Here is a 16,927-nt window from a genome sequence, read left to right on the forward strand (position 1 = left end):
AAGACACACTCTGCGTCGACAAACAGCGGGTGTACGCGACGGGCAAGTCCAACGGGGCAGGTTTTGTGGGTACGTTGCTCGCCTGCCGGCTGGCCGACCGCATCGCGGCCGTCGCGCCGGTGGCGGCGGCGCTCTATCCGACGGGTGAGACGTGCGCGCCGTCCCGGCCGGTGCCCGTCATCGAGTTCCACGGCACGGGCGACACCACGATCCCGTACGCGGGAGACCCCGACCGGGGCCTGCCCGCGATCCCGGACTGGGTCGCGGAATGGGCCGGCCGCGACGACTGCCGGCCGGCGCCGCACGAGCGGGTCATCGAGCCGGACATCACGGTGACGCGCTATCAGGGCTGCGCGGGAGGCGCCGCGGTGGAGCACGTCGCCGTGACCGGCGGCGGGCACACCTGGCCGGGCGCCGACAGCTACAGCGGCGGCGGCTACACGACCCAGACGATTGAGGCGCACGAGGTGCTGTGGCAGTTCCTGCGCGACTTCCGCACCCCGCTGCGCCACCGGGCGGCGCCCGAACGCGCTTGACCCGTACGGGACCCGGGCCCGGCCGGGCCCGTCTCGGGCCGGGCTTCCGGCAGCGCCCCACCGGACGGGGCGCTCCCGGCCGCCCGGCCCCGGCCCACTCCTCCCCCGCACACCGCCGTACGTGCCGGGGCCCGGCCACCGCCGCTCCCGGCGGCTGCCGTCACCACCGGAAGCGCAGGACCCGAGCAAGGAGCCGCTCATGACCACGCCGTCGCCCACGCCACTGGGGACACCCCAGCCCACCGCGCCACCCGAGCCCCGACTGCCCCTGATCATCCGGGCGATGAGCGTCGTCGAACGGGCCGGAAACGCCCTGCCGCACCCGTTCTGGCTGTTCTGGATCCTGTCCGGGGTGCTCGCCGTGATCAGCGCGGTGCTGACCGCCGCCGACGTCTCCGTGGTCGCGCCCAGCGACCACAAGACCGTGGCCGTGCAGAACCTGCTCAGCGGCGACGGCCTGTCCATGGCCGTGTCGACCATGATCCAGAACTTCGCCGAGTTCCCGCCCATGGCCACCATCGTCGTGGTGATCATGGGGGTCGCTGTCGCCGAGCGCACCGGCTTCCTGGCCGCGCTGATGCGGGTCACCGTCTCGCGGGTGCCCGCCGCCTGGGTCGTGTTCGCCGTCGCCTTCGCCGGCACGGTGGCCCATGTCGCCTCGGCCGCCGCCTACATCATCCTGGTCCCGCTCGGCGGACTGGCCTTCCGTGCCGTCGGGCGCTCCCCCGTCCTCGGCATCGTCGTGGCGTACACGGCCATCGCCTCCGGGTACGACGCGAGCCCGATCCCCACGCCCAACGACGCGATATTCGCCGGCATCACCACGGCCGCCGCGAAGATCGTGGGCGGTGACGCCAGTTACGTCTCGCCGCTGAGCAACTGGTTCTTCAACATCGTCTCCTCCCTCATGCTCGCCGGCGTCATCACCCTGGTGACGAGGTTCGTGCTCAGCAAGCGGCCCGACCTCGACTCCGATCCGGACGCCGAGAGCGACGACCTGGGCTCCCTCGCGCTCGACCCGCGCGAGCGCAGGGCACTGCGGGCGGCCGTGCTGACGCTGGTCGCGGTGCTCGTGGTGCTCGCCGCCGTACTGGTGCCCGCTTCGTCCCCGCTGCGCGGCGACGGCGGCAGCATCGTCGAGTCACCGTTCCTGGACGGCATCGGGGCCGTCGTCGCCTTCACCTTCGGGCTGGTCGGCACGGTCTACGGCCGGATGTCCGGGTCGGTGAGTTCGCTGGCCGGCGTTCCCGCGCTGATGGCGCAGGGCATCAAGCAGATGGCGCCCGTGCTGGTGCTGTTCTTCGCGATCGCCCAGTTCCTGGCGTACTTCGACTGGACGCACATCGGGGACGTGCTCGCCGTCCGGGCCGCCGAGGTGCTGGAGCAGAGCGGAATGCCGATCGTCCTGGTGTTCCTGCTGATCCTCGTGGTGCTGACGCTGGTCAACATCATGGTCACCAGCGGCTCCGCGATGTGGGCGCTGGCCGCGCCCGTGCTGGTGCCCATGCTGATGCTCGTCCATGTGCCCGCCGAGACGACGCAGGCCCTGTTCCGCATAGCGGACTCCGGATCGACGGCCATCACGCCGATGAGTCCCTACTTCGTGATGGCTCTCGGCTTCCTCCAGCGCTACCGCAAGAGTGCGGGCATCGGCACCCTCGCTTCGTACACCCTGCCGCTGGCGGTCGCGATGACGATCGCCTGGACGGCGCTGTTCCTCCTCTGGTGGGCGGCCGGCATCCCGCTGGGACCGGGCGCGCCGGTGCGCTGACGGGAGTTCGGCCCTCACGCCCGCGAGGGGACCGGCGCCGGGTCCAGCCGTACGCACAGGTCGTTGTCGCCGGTGTAGCAGGGCACGGCCGTCCAGCCGTCGTCCCCGTGGCTCGGGTAGACGAAGACCGCCCGCTTGTCCCACACGTCGTCGAGGATGCGGGAAATCCTGATGGCGGCCGGGTCCGGGGGTCCGGAGACGGGCAGCAGCCACAAGTCCCACCACTGCCGCTTGCCGACCTCGCCCGCCGCCAGCGGCCCGTACGGAACGGTGAAGGCGAAAGCGCCGCCGCCCGCCGTGGTCACCGGCACCCGGTGCACCCGCTTCCCGCCGCGCAGCCGCGCCTCGGCCACGGCGCCCTGGCCCAGCTCGGCGCCGTACAGCACGCCCTCGATCGTCGCCGAGCCCGGCTCGCAGCGCAGCGCTCCGGCCTCGGCGTGCGGGGCGCGCAGCCAGGAGCGTACGGCGAGCTTGCCGGCGTCGACCGGGTACGGGACCCGGGAGGCGATCCGGCCCGGGCCCGGGGTCCGGTCGACCAGCGCGCGTACGTCCCTGGAACCGGGGCGCACCGGCCGCTCGCCCGCCGCCCCCGTGCTGACGTCCCAGTGCCCCTCGGCCAGCACCACGGTGGACGGCAGTACGGCGCGCAGCCGGGACCCGGCGCTCTCGGTCAGCGGCAGCCGTACCTCGTCGTCGGGGTGCGCGGCCGGATCGCCCCCGCGCCTGCGCAGTATGAGGACGGCACCGGGCTCGGCGGCGCCGGTGACGTCGAAGGTGATGCCGCCCGCCGAGTCGGCGATGCAGTCGGCGACACACTCGGGGCGCGCGGCGGGGCGCGCCGAGGGGCGGGGGGTGGGGCGCGGGGTCCTGCGGACGCCCGGTTCGCTTCCGGTGGCTCTGGTCATGCGGGTCTGCCCTTCCGGACCACGTCGGCCGCCTTGTTCCGTACGGTGTACGCGCCCCCGACGACCGCGCTGCGGCCGCGTCCCAGCGAGTCGCGCACCACGCCCCGGGAGCCGCGTGTCAGCTCGGTGAAGATGTCCTCGTGGCGCGCCGCGATCCGCGCCGGGTCGAAGCGGGCCGAGGCCGCGAGCGCGGCCCGTCCGGTGTGGCGCCGCAGCGCGTCGTCGCCGATCAGCCCGAGGAGGGCGGCGGCGATCGCGTCGACGTCGCCCGGGGGCACGAGCCGCCCGTCGACGCCGTCGTGGATGATCTCGCCGGGCCCGTGCGGACAGTCGGTCGCGACGACGGGGACCCCGCAGCGCATCGCCTCGACGATGGTCATGCCGAACGATTCGAGGCTGGAGGTGACGGCGGCCAGGGAGCCCTTCACCCACTCCGGCTCCAGCGGGTCGGTCGGGCCCATCAGGAAGACGTGGTTGTAGAGGCCGTGCTCCTCGATGAGCGCGCGCAGCGCCTCTTTCTCGTTGCCGGTGGCGTCGCCGCCGCCGTGGATGCGCAGCCGCCAGTCCGGGCGTACGGCCACCACCTTGGCGAAGGCCCGTACGAGCAGGTCGTACCGCTTGACATGGGTGAGCCGCCCCGCGGCGATGACCCACTTGCCGGTGGAGTCGGCGGGGGCGACGGAGGAGCGCGGCACACAGTTGGGGACGGCGTCGATCCGTACGCCGGGCAGCCGCAGCCCGGTCCGGTAGGCGCGGGCGTCGGCCTCGGTGACGGTGGTGACGGCGTCGAGCAGCCGGTAGCGGTGCGCCAGCTCCCAGCGCAGCCTGCGGCCGTGGCTGTCGAGCGTGAGGTGCTCCTGGCCGACGCGCACCGGGCCGCTGCGGGCCTGCCGGGCGATGTGGACGTTGAGCCCGGGGCGGGTGCCGACGACGACGTCCGCCTCCAGGGTCGCCAGGTGCCTGCCGATGCGGCTGTCGGTGAGCCGGCTGTACTGCCCGTAGCGGCCCTCGGACCTCGGGAAGACCTTGGCGGGGCGGTTGTGGTCCGGCGTGTCCCCCTCGTATCCCGGGCTCTTCTTACGGAGGTCGACGAGATGGCGCAGGGAGACGCCGTCCGGTGCGCACATCGTGGGCTCGTCGCGGTGGCGGAAGACGGAGACGATCTCGACGTCGTGGTGCTCGGCCAGCGCCTTGGCCAGGTTGAACGTCGTACGGATGGTTCCGCCGACGCCGTAGGCGTTGTGGAGCAGAAAGGAGATGTGCATACGTTCCTGGGTCCCCCCGCGTGAGCCGGTCATATCAGTCCGACCGGGTAGATGCGGAAATGACCCGTCTGGTGCCGACCGCGAGCACATTCGTACGAACACGTGCGCCGACGTGCCGGAACGATTCCGTTCGCTTTCGCGCGTGACCCTGGCCACGGCTCGCCCGTTGTCTTGACTACGAGCCGGGAACAGCCCGGCTCACGCACCGAGTTCGAGGAGCCACCCGTGCCGCGCATGCTCGATGTCAGCGAGGACGTCCGCGCCGAGATCGGCGACGAAGAAGCCGACCGGCTGCTCGCCGGCGAGAACTCCCCGGGCAGTTACGACTGCACCTCCTGCCGCACCCCCGGCGACTCCGAACAGGAGCGGACAAGCACCGTGCTGTTCGTCGGCGAGGAGACCGCCGTTCTCGCCTTCGCCCACGCCACCTGTATTCCGTCCCAGGTCGTCCAGGTCGCCGAGGAGCAGCTCCAGGGCGCCGTACGGTCCATCACCGGCGAGGAACCGGGAGCCCAGGGCGACCACCCGGTCACCGCTCCCGGACAGGCCGTTCTCGGCGTCACGAGCGGGCTGGTGCTCCTGGAGGGCGAACTGCATCCCGCCCTGGTCGTGGAGCCGACGGGCCCGATCGTGCGCGCGGGCTCCGGCGGCACCACCGACGAGTTCCTGCCGCTCCTGGTCGAACAGGGCTTTGTGCCCGTGTCCGTGGACGGTCTGGGCCAGGTGCCCGGCATCCTGCCGGGCTGGTCGGTCCTGCTCGCCATGGGCCAGCTCCACGCCGTGCTCCAGCCGGGTGCGGGAGGCGGCAACCCGGCCGCCTGGTGGCAGGCCCATCAGCCGCTCCAGGTCACCGAGGGCTGGCGCGCCGCAGCCAACAAGTCGCACACGGTGCTGGTCTTCGCCGCGCCTGTCGGCTCCATCGGCCAGCAGCCGCGCGAGGACCTGCTGCGTGACGCGCTGGAGAAGGCGGCGGCCAACGGCCGGCTGGTGGCGGCGGCGATGCCGCTGGCGGGCACGTGACCGGGACGGGGTACCCCGCCTTAGGCCCGCCGGGCCCCGAGTACACCGGCCCAACGACCCGCACGCCCTACCTGCCCCCCATGACCTGGATGGAACAAACCACACAAACAGACCGAACGGTGAATTCCCCGGACAGCCCGCATCCGACGGACAGCGGGGTCGTTGGCACATACGTGCACTCATACGACGCCTCCCGCCCGCAGTACCAGAGCCAGATCCCCTCCATGCGCCCCGCGCAGGACGTAGCGGACGGGTACTCGGCGACGCCGATCTACGATGCGCTGTACTCCGAGTTCCGCCGCTCCTTCAGAGCGCTCCCCGGCGACCGGAGCGGCGAGGAGAACCTCGGCTTCACGGCCTTCGGCGCCGGCGCTTTCGGTGCCGGTCTGCACACCACTCGCGGTGGCCTCGCGTACACCCCGTCCGTCGGTTCCTGGCAGCGGGATCCCCGGCAGCGGGACGGACGGAGGGGCAACGGCAGGCACGCCCAGCCCGCCCTGCCGCCGGGCCCCCGCAGGGGCGCCTGAACCGCACCCGACCACAGGTGAGCAGCCGTCGGGCCCGGCGCGGACTTCCCGCGCCGGGCCCGACGGCTGCTTTCGCTGTCAGCCTGTCCGGCTGTCCGGCCGTCCGGCCGTCCGGCGACTACTTCTTACGACCGCGCTTCTCGCGCACCCGTACGGAGATGTGGATCGGCGTACCGGGGAAGCCGAACTCCTCGCGCAGCCTGCGCTCGATGAACCGACGGTAGCCCGCCTCGATGAAGCCGGAGGCGAAGAGCACGAAGCGTGGCGGCTTCGCGCCCGCCTGCGTGCCGAACAGGATGCGCGGCTGCTTGCCGCCCCTGACCGGGTGCGGGTGGCCGGCGACGAGTTCGCCGAGGAAGGCGTTGAGCCTGCCGGTCGGTACGCGCGTCTCCCAGCCCGACAGGGCCGTCTCGATCGCCGGGACGAGCCGCTCCATGTGGCGTCCGGTGAGCGCGGAGACATTCACCCGGGGCGCCCACGCGATCTGCGCCAGCTCCGTCTCGATGTCGCGTTCCAGGTAGTAGCGGCCGTCCTCGTCGAGGGTGTCCCACTTGTTGTACGCGATGACGATGGCGCGGCCCGCCTCGACCGCCATCGTGATGATGCGCTGGTCCTGGACGCTGATGGACTCGGTCGTGTCGATCAGTACGACGGCGACCTCGGCCTTCTCGACGGCCGCGGCCGTACGCAGCGACGCGTAGTAGTCGGCGCCCGCCTGGAGGTGCACCTTGCGGCGGATGCCGGCCGTGTCGATGAACTTCCAGACCGTGCCGCCCAGCTCGATCAGCTCGTCGACCGGGTCACGGGTGGTGCCGGCGACCTCGTCGACGACCACCCGGTCCTCGTTCGCCACCCGGTTCAGCAGGGACGACTTGCCGACATTCGGACGGCCGATGAGCGCGATACGGCGCGGCCCTCCGACCGCGGTGCCGAAGGTCTGCTCGGGAGCGTCCGGCAGCGCTTCGAGGACCGCGTCGAGCATGTCGCCGGTGCCACGGCCGTGGAGTGAGGACACCGGGTGCGGCTCGCCGAGCCCGAGCGACCAGAGGGCCGTCGCGTCCGCCTCGCCGCTCTGCCCGTCGACCTTGTTGGCGCAGAGCACGACGGGCTTGCCCGCCTTGCGCAGCAGCCTGACCACGGCCTCGTCGGTGTCGGTGGCGCCGACCGTGGAGTCCACGACGAAGACCACAGCGTCGGCGGCGTCGATCGCGTACTCGGCCTGGGCGGCGACGGACGCGTCGATGCCGAGGACGTCCTGCTCCCAACCGCCGGTGTCGACGACCTTGAAGCGGCGGCCCGCCCACTCGGCCTCGTAGGTGACCCGGTCGCGGGTGACGCCCGGCTTGTCCTCGACGACCGCCTCACGGCGGCCGATGATGCGGTTCACGAGGGTCGACTTGCCGACATTCGGACGGCCGACGACAGCGAGGATCGGCAGTGGACCGTGACCGGCCTCACCGATCGCGCCCTCCACCTCCTCGGGGTCGAAGCCCTCCTGCGCGGCGATCTCCATGAACTCCGCGTACTCGGCATCGCCAAGCTCTCCGCGCTCGTCGTCGGAGTCGATCTGGTCGTTCATGAAGTCCGTACCTCGTTCGTCATCATCGTGATCGGTGCGCCGCTCGTACGCGGCGCACTACTCAAGTCTTTTCCCGGCGCCCGGTGAGGCGCCTGGCGTTCTCCAGGTGGGCGGTCAGCCGCTCCTGGAGACGTACGGTGGCGCTGTCCAACGCCGCGCGCGTACGCTTCCCGCTCCCGTCGCCCGCCTGGAAGGCCTCGCCGTAGACGAGGTCCACACGGCCGCGCAGCGGGGGCAGTCCCCGTACCAGCCGGCCACGCCGGTCCGTGCTTCCCAGAACCGCCACGGGTACGACGGGCGCACCCGACCGTAGAGCGAAGTATGCAAGGCCGGACCGCAAGGAGGCGAAATCGCCTTCACCCCTGCTGCCCTCGGGGAAGATCCCGAGGACCCCGCCGTCCTTCAGTACATCCAGTGCGCCGGTGACCGCTGTCCGGTCGGCGACCGACCTGTCGACCCTGACCTGCCCGATGGAGTGCAGGAAGGGGCCGAGCGGTCCGACGAACGCTTCCTTCTTGATCAGGAAGTGCACCGGCCTCGGTGCCGTCCCCATCAGCATCGGGCCGTCTATGTTGTGCGCGTGGTTGACGGCCAGGATCACCGGGCCGCTGGACGGTACCCGCCACGCGCCGAGCACCCGGGGCCTGAACAGGCCGTACATCAGCCCGATGCCGATGCCGCGCCCGACCGCCGCACCCCTCGGGGACGGCGCGTTCACGTCGTCGCCCGCTTCTCCTCGACCAGGGTCACCAGGCACTCGATGACCTGCTGAAGCGTGAGTTCGGTGGTGTCGACCTCGACCGCGTCGTCCGCCTTGGCGAGCGGCGACACCTTACGGGAGGAGTCGGCCGCGTCCCGCTTGATCAGCGCCTGCTTGGTGGCGTCGACAGCGGCGGCGCCCTTGCCGCCCAGCTCGCCGCTGCGGCGGGCGGCGCGCGCCTCCGCCGAGGCGTTGAGGAAGATCTTGACGTCGGCGTCGGGCAGCACGGTAGTACCGATGTCACGGCCCTCGACGACGATGCCGTTCGGCGCCGACCTGGCGATGGAGCGCTGGAGCTCGGTGATCACGGCCCGCACCTCGGGCACCGCGCTGACGGCGCTGACCTTGGAGGTGACCTCGGGCGTACGGATCGGGCCCGACGCGTCCACGCCGTCCACGGTGATCGTCGGGTCGGCCGGGTCGGTGCCCGAGACGAGGACGGGCTTGCCCGCCGCCGTCGCGACAGCCGCCGTGTCCGTCACGTCGATGCCGTTGCTGATCATCCACCAGGTCATCGCGCGGTACTGCGCCCCGGTGTCCAGGAAGCTCAGTCCGAGCTGGGAAGCCACGGCCTTGGACGTGCTCGACTTGCCTGTGCCCGACGGCCCGTCGATGGCGACGATCACAGCGGCCGGGGCGGTCCTGGCGGCGGTTGCGGCGTTTTCCACGGGGGTGGACACCTCTCCTGGTTCACTCGGGTTCACTCGGTGATGTGGCGGCGTGTCTCCACTCCCGCGCGCCTTAAGTTTACCGAGAACTCAGGAGGCCGGATCCACCCGTTCGGCGGGGTGCGGAACGGGTGGGTCCGGCGCGGTTTCCCGCTGCCTGCCGACGATGTTCCTCAGTGCCTGATCGACCAGCCGCGCTCCCGCAGCGACGCCGCGAGCACCGGGGCCGCCGACGGTTCGACCATGAGCTGGACGAGACCCGCCTGCTGTCCGGTGGCGTGCTCGATCCGGACGTCCTCCACGTTGACCCCGGCGCTTCCGGCGTCGGCGAAGATACGGGCCAGCTCGCCCGGGCGGTCGCTGATGAGGACGGCGACGATCTCGTACGACGCCGGGGCGGCGCCGTGCTTGCCCGGCACCCGCGCCCGGCCGGCGTTGCCCCGGCGCAGCACGGCCTCGATGCCGCTCGCGCCGCTGTGCCGCTTGGCCTCGTCGGCCGACTGGAGTTCGCGCAGCGCCCCGACCGTCTCGTCGAGGTCGGCGGCGATCCCGGCCAGCACGTCGGCGACCGGTCCCGGGTTCGCCGTGAGGATGTCGATCCACATCGCGGGGTCGGAGGCCGCGATCCGGGTGACGTCACGGATGCCCTGCCCGCAGAGCCGTACGGCCGTCTCGTCGGCGTCCTCCAGCCGCGCCGCGACCATCGACGAGATGAGCTGGGGTGTGTGCGAGACGAGGGCCACGGCGCGGTCGTGGGCGTCGGCGTCCATGACCACGGGGACGGCCCGGCAGAGCGCCACCAGTTCCAGCGCCAGGTTCAGCACCTCGGTGTCGGTGTCCCGGTCCGGCGTCAGCACCCACGGCCGTCCCTCGAAGAGGTCGGCGGTGGCGGCCAGCGGGCCCGAGCGCTCCTTGCCGGACATCGGGTGCGTACCGATGTACGCGGACAGGTCGAGGCCGAGCGCCTCCAGCTCACGCCGTGGTCCGCCCTTGACGCTGGCCACGTCCAGGTAGCCGCGGGCCGTCCCCCTGCGCATCGCGTCGGCCAGCGTGACGGCGACATGCGCGGGCGGTACGGCGATGATCGCGAGGTCGACAGGGCCCTCAGGGGGGCTGTCGCTGCCCGCGCCGAGCGCCGCCGCCGTACGGGAGCGGCCGGGGTCGTGGTCCGCGAGGTGGACGGTGACCCCGCGTCCCGCCAGGGCGAGCGCGGCGGAGGTGCCGATCAGTCCCGTACCGATGACGACGGCGGTTCTCACTGGGCGATGTCCTTACGCAGGGCCGCCGCCGCCCCGAGGTACACGTGCGCGATCTCGGACTTCGGACGGTCGGACTCGATGTGGGCCATTATGCGGACGACGCGCGGCAGGGCACCGGCGATGTCGAGTTCCTGCGCGCAGATCAGCGGGACGTCGACGATGCCTATCCCGCGGGCCGCCGCCGCGGGGAAGTCGCTGTGCAGATCAGGGGTGGCCGTGAACCAGATGCTGATCAGATCGTCCGAAGTGAGGTCGTTGCGCTCCAGTATCGCGGTGAGGAGTTCCTTGACCTGGTCGTTCATATGCCCGGACTCGTCCCGCTCCAACTGGACGGCTCCGCGGACCGCTCGTACCGCCACGACGTTCTCCTCAGTGATCGATTGCTCCGGCCAGGGTAGTCAGAGGCCTCGCGCACGTCTTCGGCGACCGAGTGCCGAGACGGTCAGGGCCAATCTTCCGCAAACCGGGGCGTTACGCCACTTGGGGGAACGTCCGGGCCCTCGCGCTGGCTACCCTCACCCGCATGACCTCCGAAGTCCCCGCTGCCGCCGACGCTCCGGACGCCCCGGGGACGGCCCGTACACCTGAGGCGTTCACCGCCCTTGTACGCGATCACACGGTCTACTCCTGTGTGATGGGCTCGCGCGCCTTCGGTCTCGCGACGGAGGACAGTGACACCGACATCCGTGGTGTCTTCCTCGCCCCGACCCCGCTGTTCTGGCGCTTCGAGAAGCCGCCGACGCATATCGAGGGCCCGCGCGAGGAGCAGTTCAGTTGGGAGCTGGAGCGCTTCTGCTCGCTCGCGCTGCGCGCCAACCCCAACGTCCTGGAGTGCCTGCACTCCCCGCTCGTCGAGCACGCGGACGCGACGGGGCGCGAACTGCTCGCGCTGCGCGGCGCGTTCCTGTCGATCCGGACCCACCAGACCTTTGTGCGCTACGCGTCGGGGCAGCGCGCGAAGCTGGAGGCAGGCGTGCGGCGGTACGGCGTGCCGCGCTGGAAGCACGCCATGCACCTGCTGCGGCTGCTGGCCTCCTGCCGGGATCTGCTGCGTACGGGGCGGCTCACCCTCGATGTCGGCGCCGACCGCGAGGCGCTGCTCGCGGTGAAGCGGGGCGAGGTGCCCTGGCCCGAGGTCGAGCGGCGGATGACGGCGCTGGCCGGCGAGGCGGACGCGGCGGCGCTCCGCTCAGCGCTGCCCGCCGATCCCGACACCGCCCGCGTCGAGGACTTCCTGATCCGCGCCCGCCGCGCCTCGGCGCTCGATCCGCGCCCGTACGACGAGGTCGTGCAGGGCGTCGGGGGCCTCCGAAGCGGGCGTCCCGGGTAGCGAGGAGGCCGCCTGCGCCTCGTCGAGGACCGCGTGCAGGGCCTCCACGTCCGCGAGCAGCCGGCCGCGCCCAGGACCGGCGGACGCGGCCGGTCCGTGTTCGGCCTCCGCCTTGGCCGCGATCAGCTCCGGCAGGTAGGCCGGGGCCGCCACCTCGCCGAGCAGTGTGGGCAGATGCGCCTCCACCTCGCCCGAACGCATGAGGTGGATGCCGGTGAGAACCGCGCGGAAGGTGTAGAGCAGCGGCTTGAGCTCACCGGTCTTCTCGAACAGCCGCCACTGGGTGGTGGCGAAGCCCCGGTAGTGGTGCGCGTGCCGGCTGGTCAGTACGGAGGGCGCGAGCGCCGTCATCTCCTGGTGCGTGGCGGTGGTCCGCACCAGCAGCGGCGAGAGCAACTGCTCCAGCACATAGCCGTTGCGGGTGAGCATCAGCCGGGCGAACTTCCGCAGGTCGTGGGTGACGAGGTCCATCTCCACGCCGTCCCTGTCCCACATCCGCGACCGGGTCTCCTCCGGCTCGCGCAGTCCGATCAGCGCCTCGGCCGGCAGCAGGTGGACACCGCGCAGGTCGACGTCCGAGTCGCTGGACGGGAAGCCGTACAGATGGGCCCCGGAGACCGTGGCGAACAGCAGCGGATCGCTCTCCTCCGCTATGGCCGGGCCGAGGTCGGTGACCGGCAGTCCGGCCCGGCTCAGTCTCATCTCGTATGCGTGCATACCTCAAGCGTCCCAGAGCGCTCCGAGGCTGAGCAGCTCGCTCCGGTGCTCGATGCGGCCCGCCCACTCCTCCGGCCAGACGTCCGCCCCCAGATGCGCCCCGGCGAACGCCCCCGCCAGGCACGCGATCGAGTCCGAATCGCCCTTGGTGCAGGCGGCGCGGCGCAGTGCGGTGACCGGGTCGGAGGGGAAGAGCAGGAAGCACAACAGCCCGGTGGCGAGGGCCTCTTCGGCGATCCAGCCCTCTCCGGTCGCCAGGCAGGGGTCGGTCTCGGGCGAGGTCGTGCCGACGGCCCGCCGAAGGCGGTCGAGGATGGCGAGGCACTCGTCCCAGCCGCGTTCGGCGAAGGCCTCCGGCGACGCGTCCTGGCTCAGCGTCCACAGGTCGCCGAGCCAGTGGTGGTCGTAGCGCGAGCGGTTCTCCAGCGCGTACCCGCGCAGCAGCTCCACCAGGTCCTCCGGCCGGGCCCCCTGTGCCAGCAGGTACACGGCGTGGGCGGTGAGGTCGGACGCGGCCAGCGCCGTGGGGTGGCCATGGGTGAGGGCGGACTGCAACTGGGCGGCTCCCGAGCGCTGTTCGGCGCTCAGACCCGGTACGAGACCGATCGGCGCGACCCGCATGTTGGCGCCGCAGCCCTTGGAGCCGACCTGGCTCGCCTCCTGCCAGCGGCGGTCGCTGTCGAGCAGCCCACAGGCGACCAGGCAGGTGCGGCCGGGGGCGCGGTTGTTCTCCGGCGAGTGGTACCAGGCGACGAACTCCTCGCGTACCGGCCCCTCCAGGGCCACCGGGTCGAGCGGGCCGCGCTCCAGCGCCGTCCGCAGGCCCCGGGCGAGCGCCAGCGTCATCTGGGTGTCGTCCGTGATGAAGGCGGGCTTCGGCAGGTCCATGCCGCGCCAGGGGCCGAATTTGGCGAGAATCGAGCGCACATCGTTGAACTCGGTCGGGAAACCGAGGGCGTCGCCGAGCGCGAGGCCGATGAGCGCGCCGGCGGCGGGCCGCCGGGCGGGGTTCCTGGAGTCGTTCACGGCGCCGGTCGTGTCGTCGGTCATGGGGTGCGTCCTTCGGGTCGTAGCAGGGGTGGGTGGAGGGTGGTGGCCGGTCCCGCGCGGTAGAGCGCCGCCGGTTTTCCGCGTCCGCCGGTGCGGCGCGGAGGACCGTCGACGGGCTGGACGAAGCCGGGGGTGGCGAGGACCTTGCGCCGGAAGTTGGGCGGGTCGAGGTCGACGCCCCAGACGGTCTCGTACACCTGGCGCAGCTCTCCGAGGGTGAACTCGGGAGGGCAGAACGCCGGTGCGAGGCAGGTGTATTCAAGCTTGGCGCCGACCCGGTGGTGCGCGTCGGCGACGATGCGCGCGTGGTCGAAGGCGAGCGGCCCCGGGGCGAGCGCGGCGCCCGCGCTGACCTCGGTCCAGCGGGCGCGCGTGGCGTCGCCGCCGCCGCGCGGCTCGGGCAGGCCGGGCACCAGCGCGGTGTACGCGACGGACACGACCCGCATCCTGGGGTCGCGGCCGGGGTCGCTGTACGTCCGTAGCTGCTCCAGGTGGAGCGCGGTGGCCGTACGGGGCGACAGCCCTGTCTCCTCGGCGAGTTCGCGGCGGGCGGCCCGTTCCGCCGACTCCCTGGGCAGGACGAAGCCGCCGGGCAGCGCCCAGGCACCCGCGTACGGCGCTTCGCCGCGTTCGACGAGCAGGATGTGCAGCCGGTTCTCGCGGACGGTGAAGACGGCGAGGTCGACGGTGACGGCGAACGGCTCGAAGGCGGCGGGGTCGTAGCCCTCGGGTGCTCCGGGCCCCCGTCCGCCAGGCCCCGGAGCGTTCACCGTCGCTCCGGCAGCGGCGGTGCGAAGTCCCAGCCCTTGCCGATCAGTTGGTCCACGGCGGCGACCGCCGTCGCGAGCCGCTCCTCGCGCGAGCCGGTGATGACGATGAACTCCCTTCCCGTACGCGTCAGTTCGTCGCGGAACCGCTCCGTCATCCAGGGCCGCAGCTCCTCGCCGTCCCGCAGGCCGTCGTCCTCGAAGCGGACGCCCCTGTGGTCGGTGAGCAGCCAGAGGTGGTGTCGGACCCGGTCGGCGATCTCCTCGACGCGCGGGTCCCTGCCGCCCAGATAGCGTTCGCGCCAGACCGTGGTGGCGAAGGAGTCCGTGTCGCAGATCAGGACGGGCGATCCGGCCCTGGCCGCCGCTTCCTCGTGCTCGTTCTGGGTGCTGGCTATCAGCGGGAAGTCGTCCGTGCTGAATTCGACGTCCTCCCACTGCGCCTGGGGCCAACTCTCCCGCAGGGCCGCCAGTTTGAGTTCGCCGTGCTCCCGCCCGTACTCGGGTACGCAGCGCGTCCCCGCCCAACTCCCGCCGCGCCGCCGGTAGTGCTGGGCGAGCGCGGAGGCGAGAGTGGTCGTGCCGGTGGACTCGGCGCCGAGGACGACCACCCGGCGGGTGAGCGCCGCGCGTACGGGCGGCACGAGGAAGTCCCAGCAGCCGACCGGGTCGGCGCGGACCGCCGTCGCCGAGACCGGGAAGGCCGTACGGCCCGGATCGACGCTCACGGAAGCCGCGCCGAACCGGCGCCCCAGCTCCTCCCCGTACGGCTCCGAGGTGAAGACGGCGTCGACCCGCTCGGGGACCGCGCCCCTGAAGACCGCCATGTGCGCGTCCCAGATGTCCGGGTCGGCCAGGTCCATGGGCACGTCGTCGACGGCGCCGACGACCCTCGCCCCGGGGTGCGTCTCGCGCATCCAGGCGACCCGGTCGGCGAGCGGCACGGACTCGACCGACGCCGCGCAGACCAGCACGGTGAGCCGGTCGCAGCGGGCCAGCGCGGACCGTACGAGATGGTGGTGGCCGGCGTGCGGCGGGTAGAACTTGCCGAGCACCAGGCCGTGTTCGTAGGAGGTCACCCGGCCGCCTCCGCCCGCTCGGGGCGCCCCGCGCCGCCCAGGCCCGCGGACCAGTTGCGGAGTCCGGCCACGCACAGGGCGAGGAACCCCACGTACAGCAGCGAGGTCAGATACAGGTCCTTGTACGCGTAGAGCGGGATGTAGACGAGGTCGGCCGCGATCCACAGCCACCAGGACTCCAGCAGCTTGCGGCACTGGCCGTAGGTGGCGGCGAGCGAGAGCGCGGTGGTGAGCGCGTCCCAGAACGGCACCGTCGAGTCGGTGAACCGCCCGAGGACCAGGGTGAGTACGAGGGTGCCGGCCGCGCCCGCCACCAGCAGCAGCCCCCATTCGGCGCGGGTGGTCCTGCGCACCGGCAGATCGGCGCCCGGTCCACCCCCGTGGGTCCAGGCCCACCAGCCGTACACCGCGAGCACGATGAAGACGACTTGGAGCGTCGCGTCGGCGTACAGCCCGCTCCCGGTGAACAGCAGGATGAAGAACAGGTTGTTGGCGATGCCGACCGGCCAGTTGGAGATGTGCTGGCGGGCGACGAGCCAGACGCAGAGCGCGCCGCTGCCGAAGCCGAGCACCTCGGTCCAGCTCACCGGGGTGCCCAACAGCGTTGCCAGGGGCCGCTGCAAGGGGTCGACGATGTCCGCGAGACTCACCCGCGCCTCCTTTATAGTCATGGTGACTATAAAGGGGTCGGGGTGCGCCGGGCAAGCAAAAAACCCGCGACCGGGGGTCGCGGGCTCTTGGACTCCTCAATTAGGCGTCCGACGAACGGCCTTGTCTACAGCCCGACTTCCTTCATCAGCATGCCCACCTCGGTGTTGGTGAGGCGACGCAGCCAGCCGGACTTCTGGTCGCCCAGCGGGATCGGGCCGAAGGACGTCCGGACGAGACGGTCGACCGGGAAACCGGCCTCGGCGAGCATCCGGCGCACGATGTGCTTGCGGCCCTCGTGGAGGGTGACCTCGACGAGGTAGTTCTTGCCGGTGTTCTCGACGACCCTGAAGTGGTCGGCCTTGGCGTAGCCGTCGTCGAGCTGGATGCCGTCCTTGAGGCGCTTGCCCAGGTCGCGCGGGAGCGGGCCCTGGATCGCCGCGAGGTAGATCTTCTTGACGCCGTACCTGGGATGGGTCAGCCGGTGGGCCAGCTCGCCGTGGTTGGTGAGCAGGATGATGCCCTCGGTCTCCGTGTCGAGCCGGCCGACGTGGAAGAGCCGGGTCTCACGGTTGGTGACGTAGTCGCCGAGCGACTGGCGGCCGTCCGGGTCCTCCATCGTGGAGACCACGCCTGCGGGCTTGTTGAGCGCGAAGAACAGGTGCGACTGGGTGGCGACGGTCAGTCCGTCGACCTTGATCTCGTCCATGTCGGGGTCGACGCGCATGCCCTGTTCGAGGACGATCTCGCCGTTGACCTCGACGCGGGACTGCTCGATCAGCTCCTCGCACGCGCGGCGCGAGCCCATGCCGGCCCTGGCGAGGACCTTCTGCAGACGCTCGCCCTCGGCGTCGGCGTCGTGGTTCTTCCTCGGCGTCCTGATCTCCGGCTCGCCCGCGTACCTGTCGCGGTTGCGCTGCTCGATCTTGGCGTCCAGCTCACGGGGGCGGGACTGGCCGCCCGCGTCGCGCCGGGTGCGGGGTGCGCTCTGCGAGGACCTGGGGCCGCCCTTGGCGCCGCCACGGGCCGCCGCGCCCCGGGCACCG

General features: G+C 72.0%; 16 protein-coding genes and 2 pseudogenes. 5 read left to right on the top strand and 13 right to left on the bottom strand.

Annotated features, from left to right (window positions below; genetic code table 11):
- Together QR77_RS47735 and QR77_RS07075 are read left to right on the top strand one after the other, a co-directional pair.
- Positions 1-536 (top strand): annotated as a pseudogene (locus tag QR77_RS47735) (ferulic acid esterase); the annotation flags it as partial.
- A gap of 199 nt (positions 537-735) precedes the next feature.
- A complete protein-coding gene (locus tag QR77_RS07075; RefSeq protein ID WP_040020347.1) occupies positions 736-2,307 on the top strand; it encodes an AbgT family transporter in 1,572 nt (523 codons plus the stop codon).
- Between the two features lie 14 nt (positions 2,308-2,321).
- Here the strand turns inward: QR77_RS07075 and QR77_RS07080 are convergent, their stop codons facing one another.
- Positions 2,322-3,212 carry a hypothetical protein gene (locus QR77_RS07080; RefSeq protein WP_236710553.1) on the bottom strand — a complete coding sequence of 297 codons (891 nt, stop codon included), beginning with the start codon at positions 3,210-3,212 and terminating at the stop codon, positions 2,322-2,324.
- Positions 3,209-4,477 (bottom strand): glycosyltransferase family 4 protein, encoded by a 1,269-nt coding sequence (locus QR77_RS07085; RefSeq protein WP_040020349.1) that lies wholly within the window; start codon positions 4,475-4,477, stop codon positions 3,209-3,211. Before QR77_RS07085 ends, QR77_RS07080 begins: the two co-directional genes overlap by 4 nt.
- A 225-nt stretch (positions 4,478-4,702) precedes the next feature.
- On the opposite strand from QR77_RS07085, the gene QR77_RS07090 reads away from it, so the two are divergent.
- Both QR77_RS07090 and QR77_RS42815 read left to right on the top strand, forming a co-directional pair.
- Positions 4,703-5,497: a hypothetical protein gene (locus QR77_RS07090; protein WP_040020351.1), complete on the top strand. Its 795-nt coding sequence runs from the start codon at positions 4,703-4,705 to the stop codon at positions 5,495-5,497.
- Positions 5,498-5,670: 173 nt separating this feature from the next.
- Positions 5,671-6,024 carry a hypothetical protein gene (locus tag QR77_RS42815; protein ID WP_040020352.1) on the top strand — a complete coding sequence of 118 codons (354 nt, stop codon included), beginning with the start codon at positions 5,671-5,673 and terminating at the stop codon, positions 6,022-6,024.
- Between the two features lie 118 nt (positions 6,025-6,142).
- Here QR77_RS42815 and der read toward each other — a convergent pair whose 3' ends face one another.
- The 5 genes from der to aroH form a co-directional block, all read right to left on the bottom strand.
- Positions 6,143-7,603 (bottom strand): ribosome biogenesis GTPase Der, encoded by a 1,461-nt coding sequence (der, locus tag QR77_RS07100; protein WP_040020355.1) that lies wholly within the window; start codon positions 7,601-7,603, stop codon positions 6,143-6,145.
- A 61-nt stretch (positions 7,604-7,664) separates the two neighbouring features.
- Positions 7,665-8,264, bottom strand: coding sequence for a lysophospholipid acyltransferase family protein (locus tag QR77_RS07105; protein ID WP_078877761.1), 600 nt, complete (start codon positions 8,262-8,264; stop codon positions 7,665-7,667).
- A gap of 53 nt (positions 8,265-8,317) precedes the next feature.
- On the bottom strand, positions 8,318-9,043 hold the full coding sequence (gene cmk / locus QR77_RS07110; protein ID WP_078876523.1) for a (d)CMP kinase: 726 nt from the start codon (positions 9,041-9,043) through the stop codon (positions 8,318-8,320).
- A 161-nt stretch (positions 9,044-9,204) separates the two neighbouring features.
- Positions 9,205-10,290, bottom strand: coding sequence for a prephenate dehydrogenase (locus QR77_RS07115; protein ID WP_040020360.1), 1,086 nt, complete (start codon positions 10,288-10,290; stop codon positions 9,205-9,207).
- Positions 10,287-10,649 (bottom strand): chorismate mutase, encoded by a 363-nt coding sequence (gene aroH, locus QR77_RS07120; RefSeq protein WP_040020362.1) that lies wholly within the window; start codon positions 10,647-10,649, stop codon positions 10,287-10,289. Before aroH ends, QR77_RS07115 begins: the two co-directional genes overlap by 4 nt.
- Before the next feature lie 275 nt (positions 10,650-10,924).
- Between aroH and QR77_RS43300 the strand changes: the two are divergent.
- Positions 10,925-11,590, top strand: a pseudogene (locus QR77_RS43300) (nucleotidyltransferase domain-containing protein); the annotation flags it as partial.
- On the opposite strand, the gene QR77_RS07130 reads toward QR77_RS43300, so the two are convergent.
- The 6 genes from QR77_RS07130 to QR77_RS07155 all read right to left on the bottom strand — a co-directional run.
- Entirely contained in the window at positions 11,480-12,337 is an 858-nt protein-coding gene (locus QR77_RS07130) for a nucleotidyltransferase domain-containing protein (protein ID WP_063798008.1), read from the bottom strand. The pseudogene QR77_RS43300 and the gene QR77_RS07130 sit on opposite strands and share 111 nt — an antisense overlap.
- Before the next feature lie 3 nt (positions 12,338-12,340).
- Positions 12,341-13,387 carry an ADP-ribosylglycohydrolase family protein gene (locus QR77_RS07135; protein WP_040020364.1) on the bottom strand — a complete coding sequence of 349 codons (1,047 nt, stop codon included), beginning with the start codon at positions 13,385-13,387 and terminating at the stop codon, positions 12,341-12,343.
- Positions 13,384-14,157, bottom strand: coding sequence for an NUDIX domain-containing protein (locus QR77_RS07140; RefSeq protein WP_040020366.1), 774 nt, complete (start codon positions 14,155-14,157; stop codon positions 13,384-13,386). Before QR77_RS07140 ends, QR77_RS07135 begins: the two co-directional genes overlap by 4 nt.
- Positions 14,154-15,233: an AAA family ATPase gene (locus QR77_RS07145; RefSeq protein ID WP_040020368.1), complete on the bottom strand. Its 1,080-nt coding sequence runs from the start codon at positions 15,231-15,233 to the stop codon at positions 14,154-14,156. Before QR77_RS07145 ends, QR77_RS07140 begins: the two co-directional genes overlap by 4 nt.
- The gene (pnuC, locus tag QR77_RS07150) at positions 15,230-15,883 is read right to left on the bottom strand and encodes a nicotinamide riboside transporter PnuC (RefSeq protein ID WP_040020372.1); all 654 of its coding nucleotides are present in this window, start codon (positions 15,881-15,883) and stop codon (positions 15,230-15,232) included. Before pnuC ends, QR77_RS07145 begins: the two co-directional genes overlap by 4 nt.
- A gap of 125 nt (positions 15,884-16,008) precedes the next feature.
- Positions 16,009-16,927 (bottom strand): pseudouridine synthase (locus QR77_RS07155; RefSeq protein WP_063798009.1); only part of this gene is annotated, 919 nt, incomplete at its 5' end.

It is taken from the genome of Streptomyces sp. 150FB (genome assembly GCF_000818195.1).
Taxonomy (GTDB): domain Bacteria; phylum Actinomycetota; class Actinomycetes; order Streptomycetales; family Streptomycetaceae; genus Streptomyces.

Excerpts from the sequence above, each read along its gene's own strand:
- QR77_RS07075 (WP_040020347.1), top strand. The coding sequence starts at position 736 with ATGACCACGCCGTCGCCCACGCCACTGGGGACACCCCAGCCCACCGCG.
- QR77_RS07080 (WP_236710553.1), bottom strand. The coding sequence starts at position 3,212 with ATGACCAGAGCCACCGGAAGCGAACCGGGCGTCCGCAGGACCCCGCGC.
- QR77_RS07085 (WP_040020349.1), bottom strand. The coding sequence starts at position 4,477 with ATGCACATCTCCTTTCTGCTCCACAACGCCTACGGCGTCGGCGGAACC.
- der (WP_040020355.1), bottom strand. The coding sequence starts at position 7,603 with ATGAACGACCAGATCGACTCCGACGACGAGCGCGGAGAGCTTGGCGAT.
- QR77_RS07105 (WP_078877761.1), bottom strand. The coding sequence starts at position 8,264 with ATGTACGGCCTGTTCAGGCCCCGGGTGCTCGGCGCGTGGCGGGTACCG.
- QR77_RS07130 (WP_063798008.1), bottom strand. The coding sequence starts at position 12,337 with ATGCACGCATACGAGATGAGACTGAGCCGGGCCGGACTGCCGGTCACC.
- QR77_RS07135 (WP_040020364.1), bottom strand. The coding sequence starts at position 13,387 with ATGACCGACGACACGACCGGCGCCGTGAACGACTCCAGGAACCCCGCC.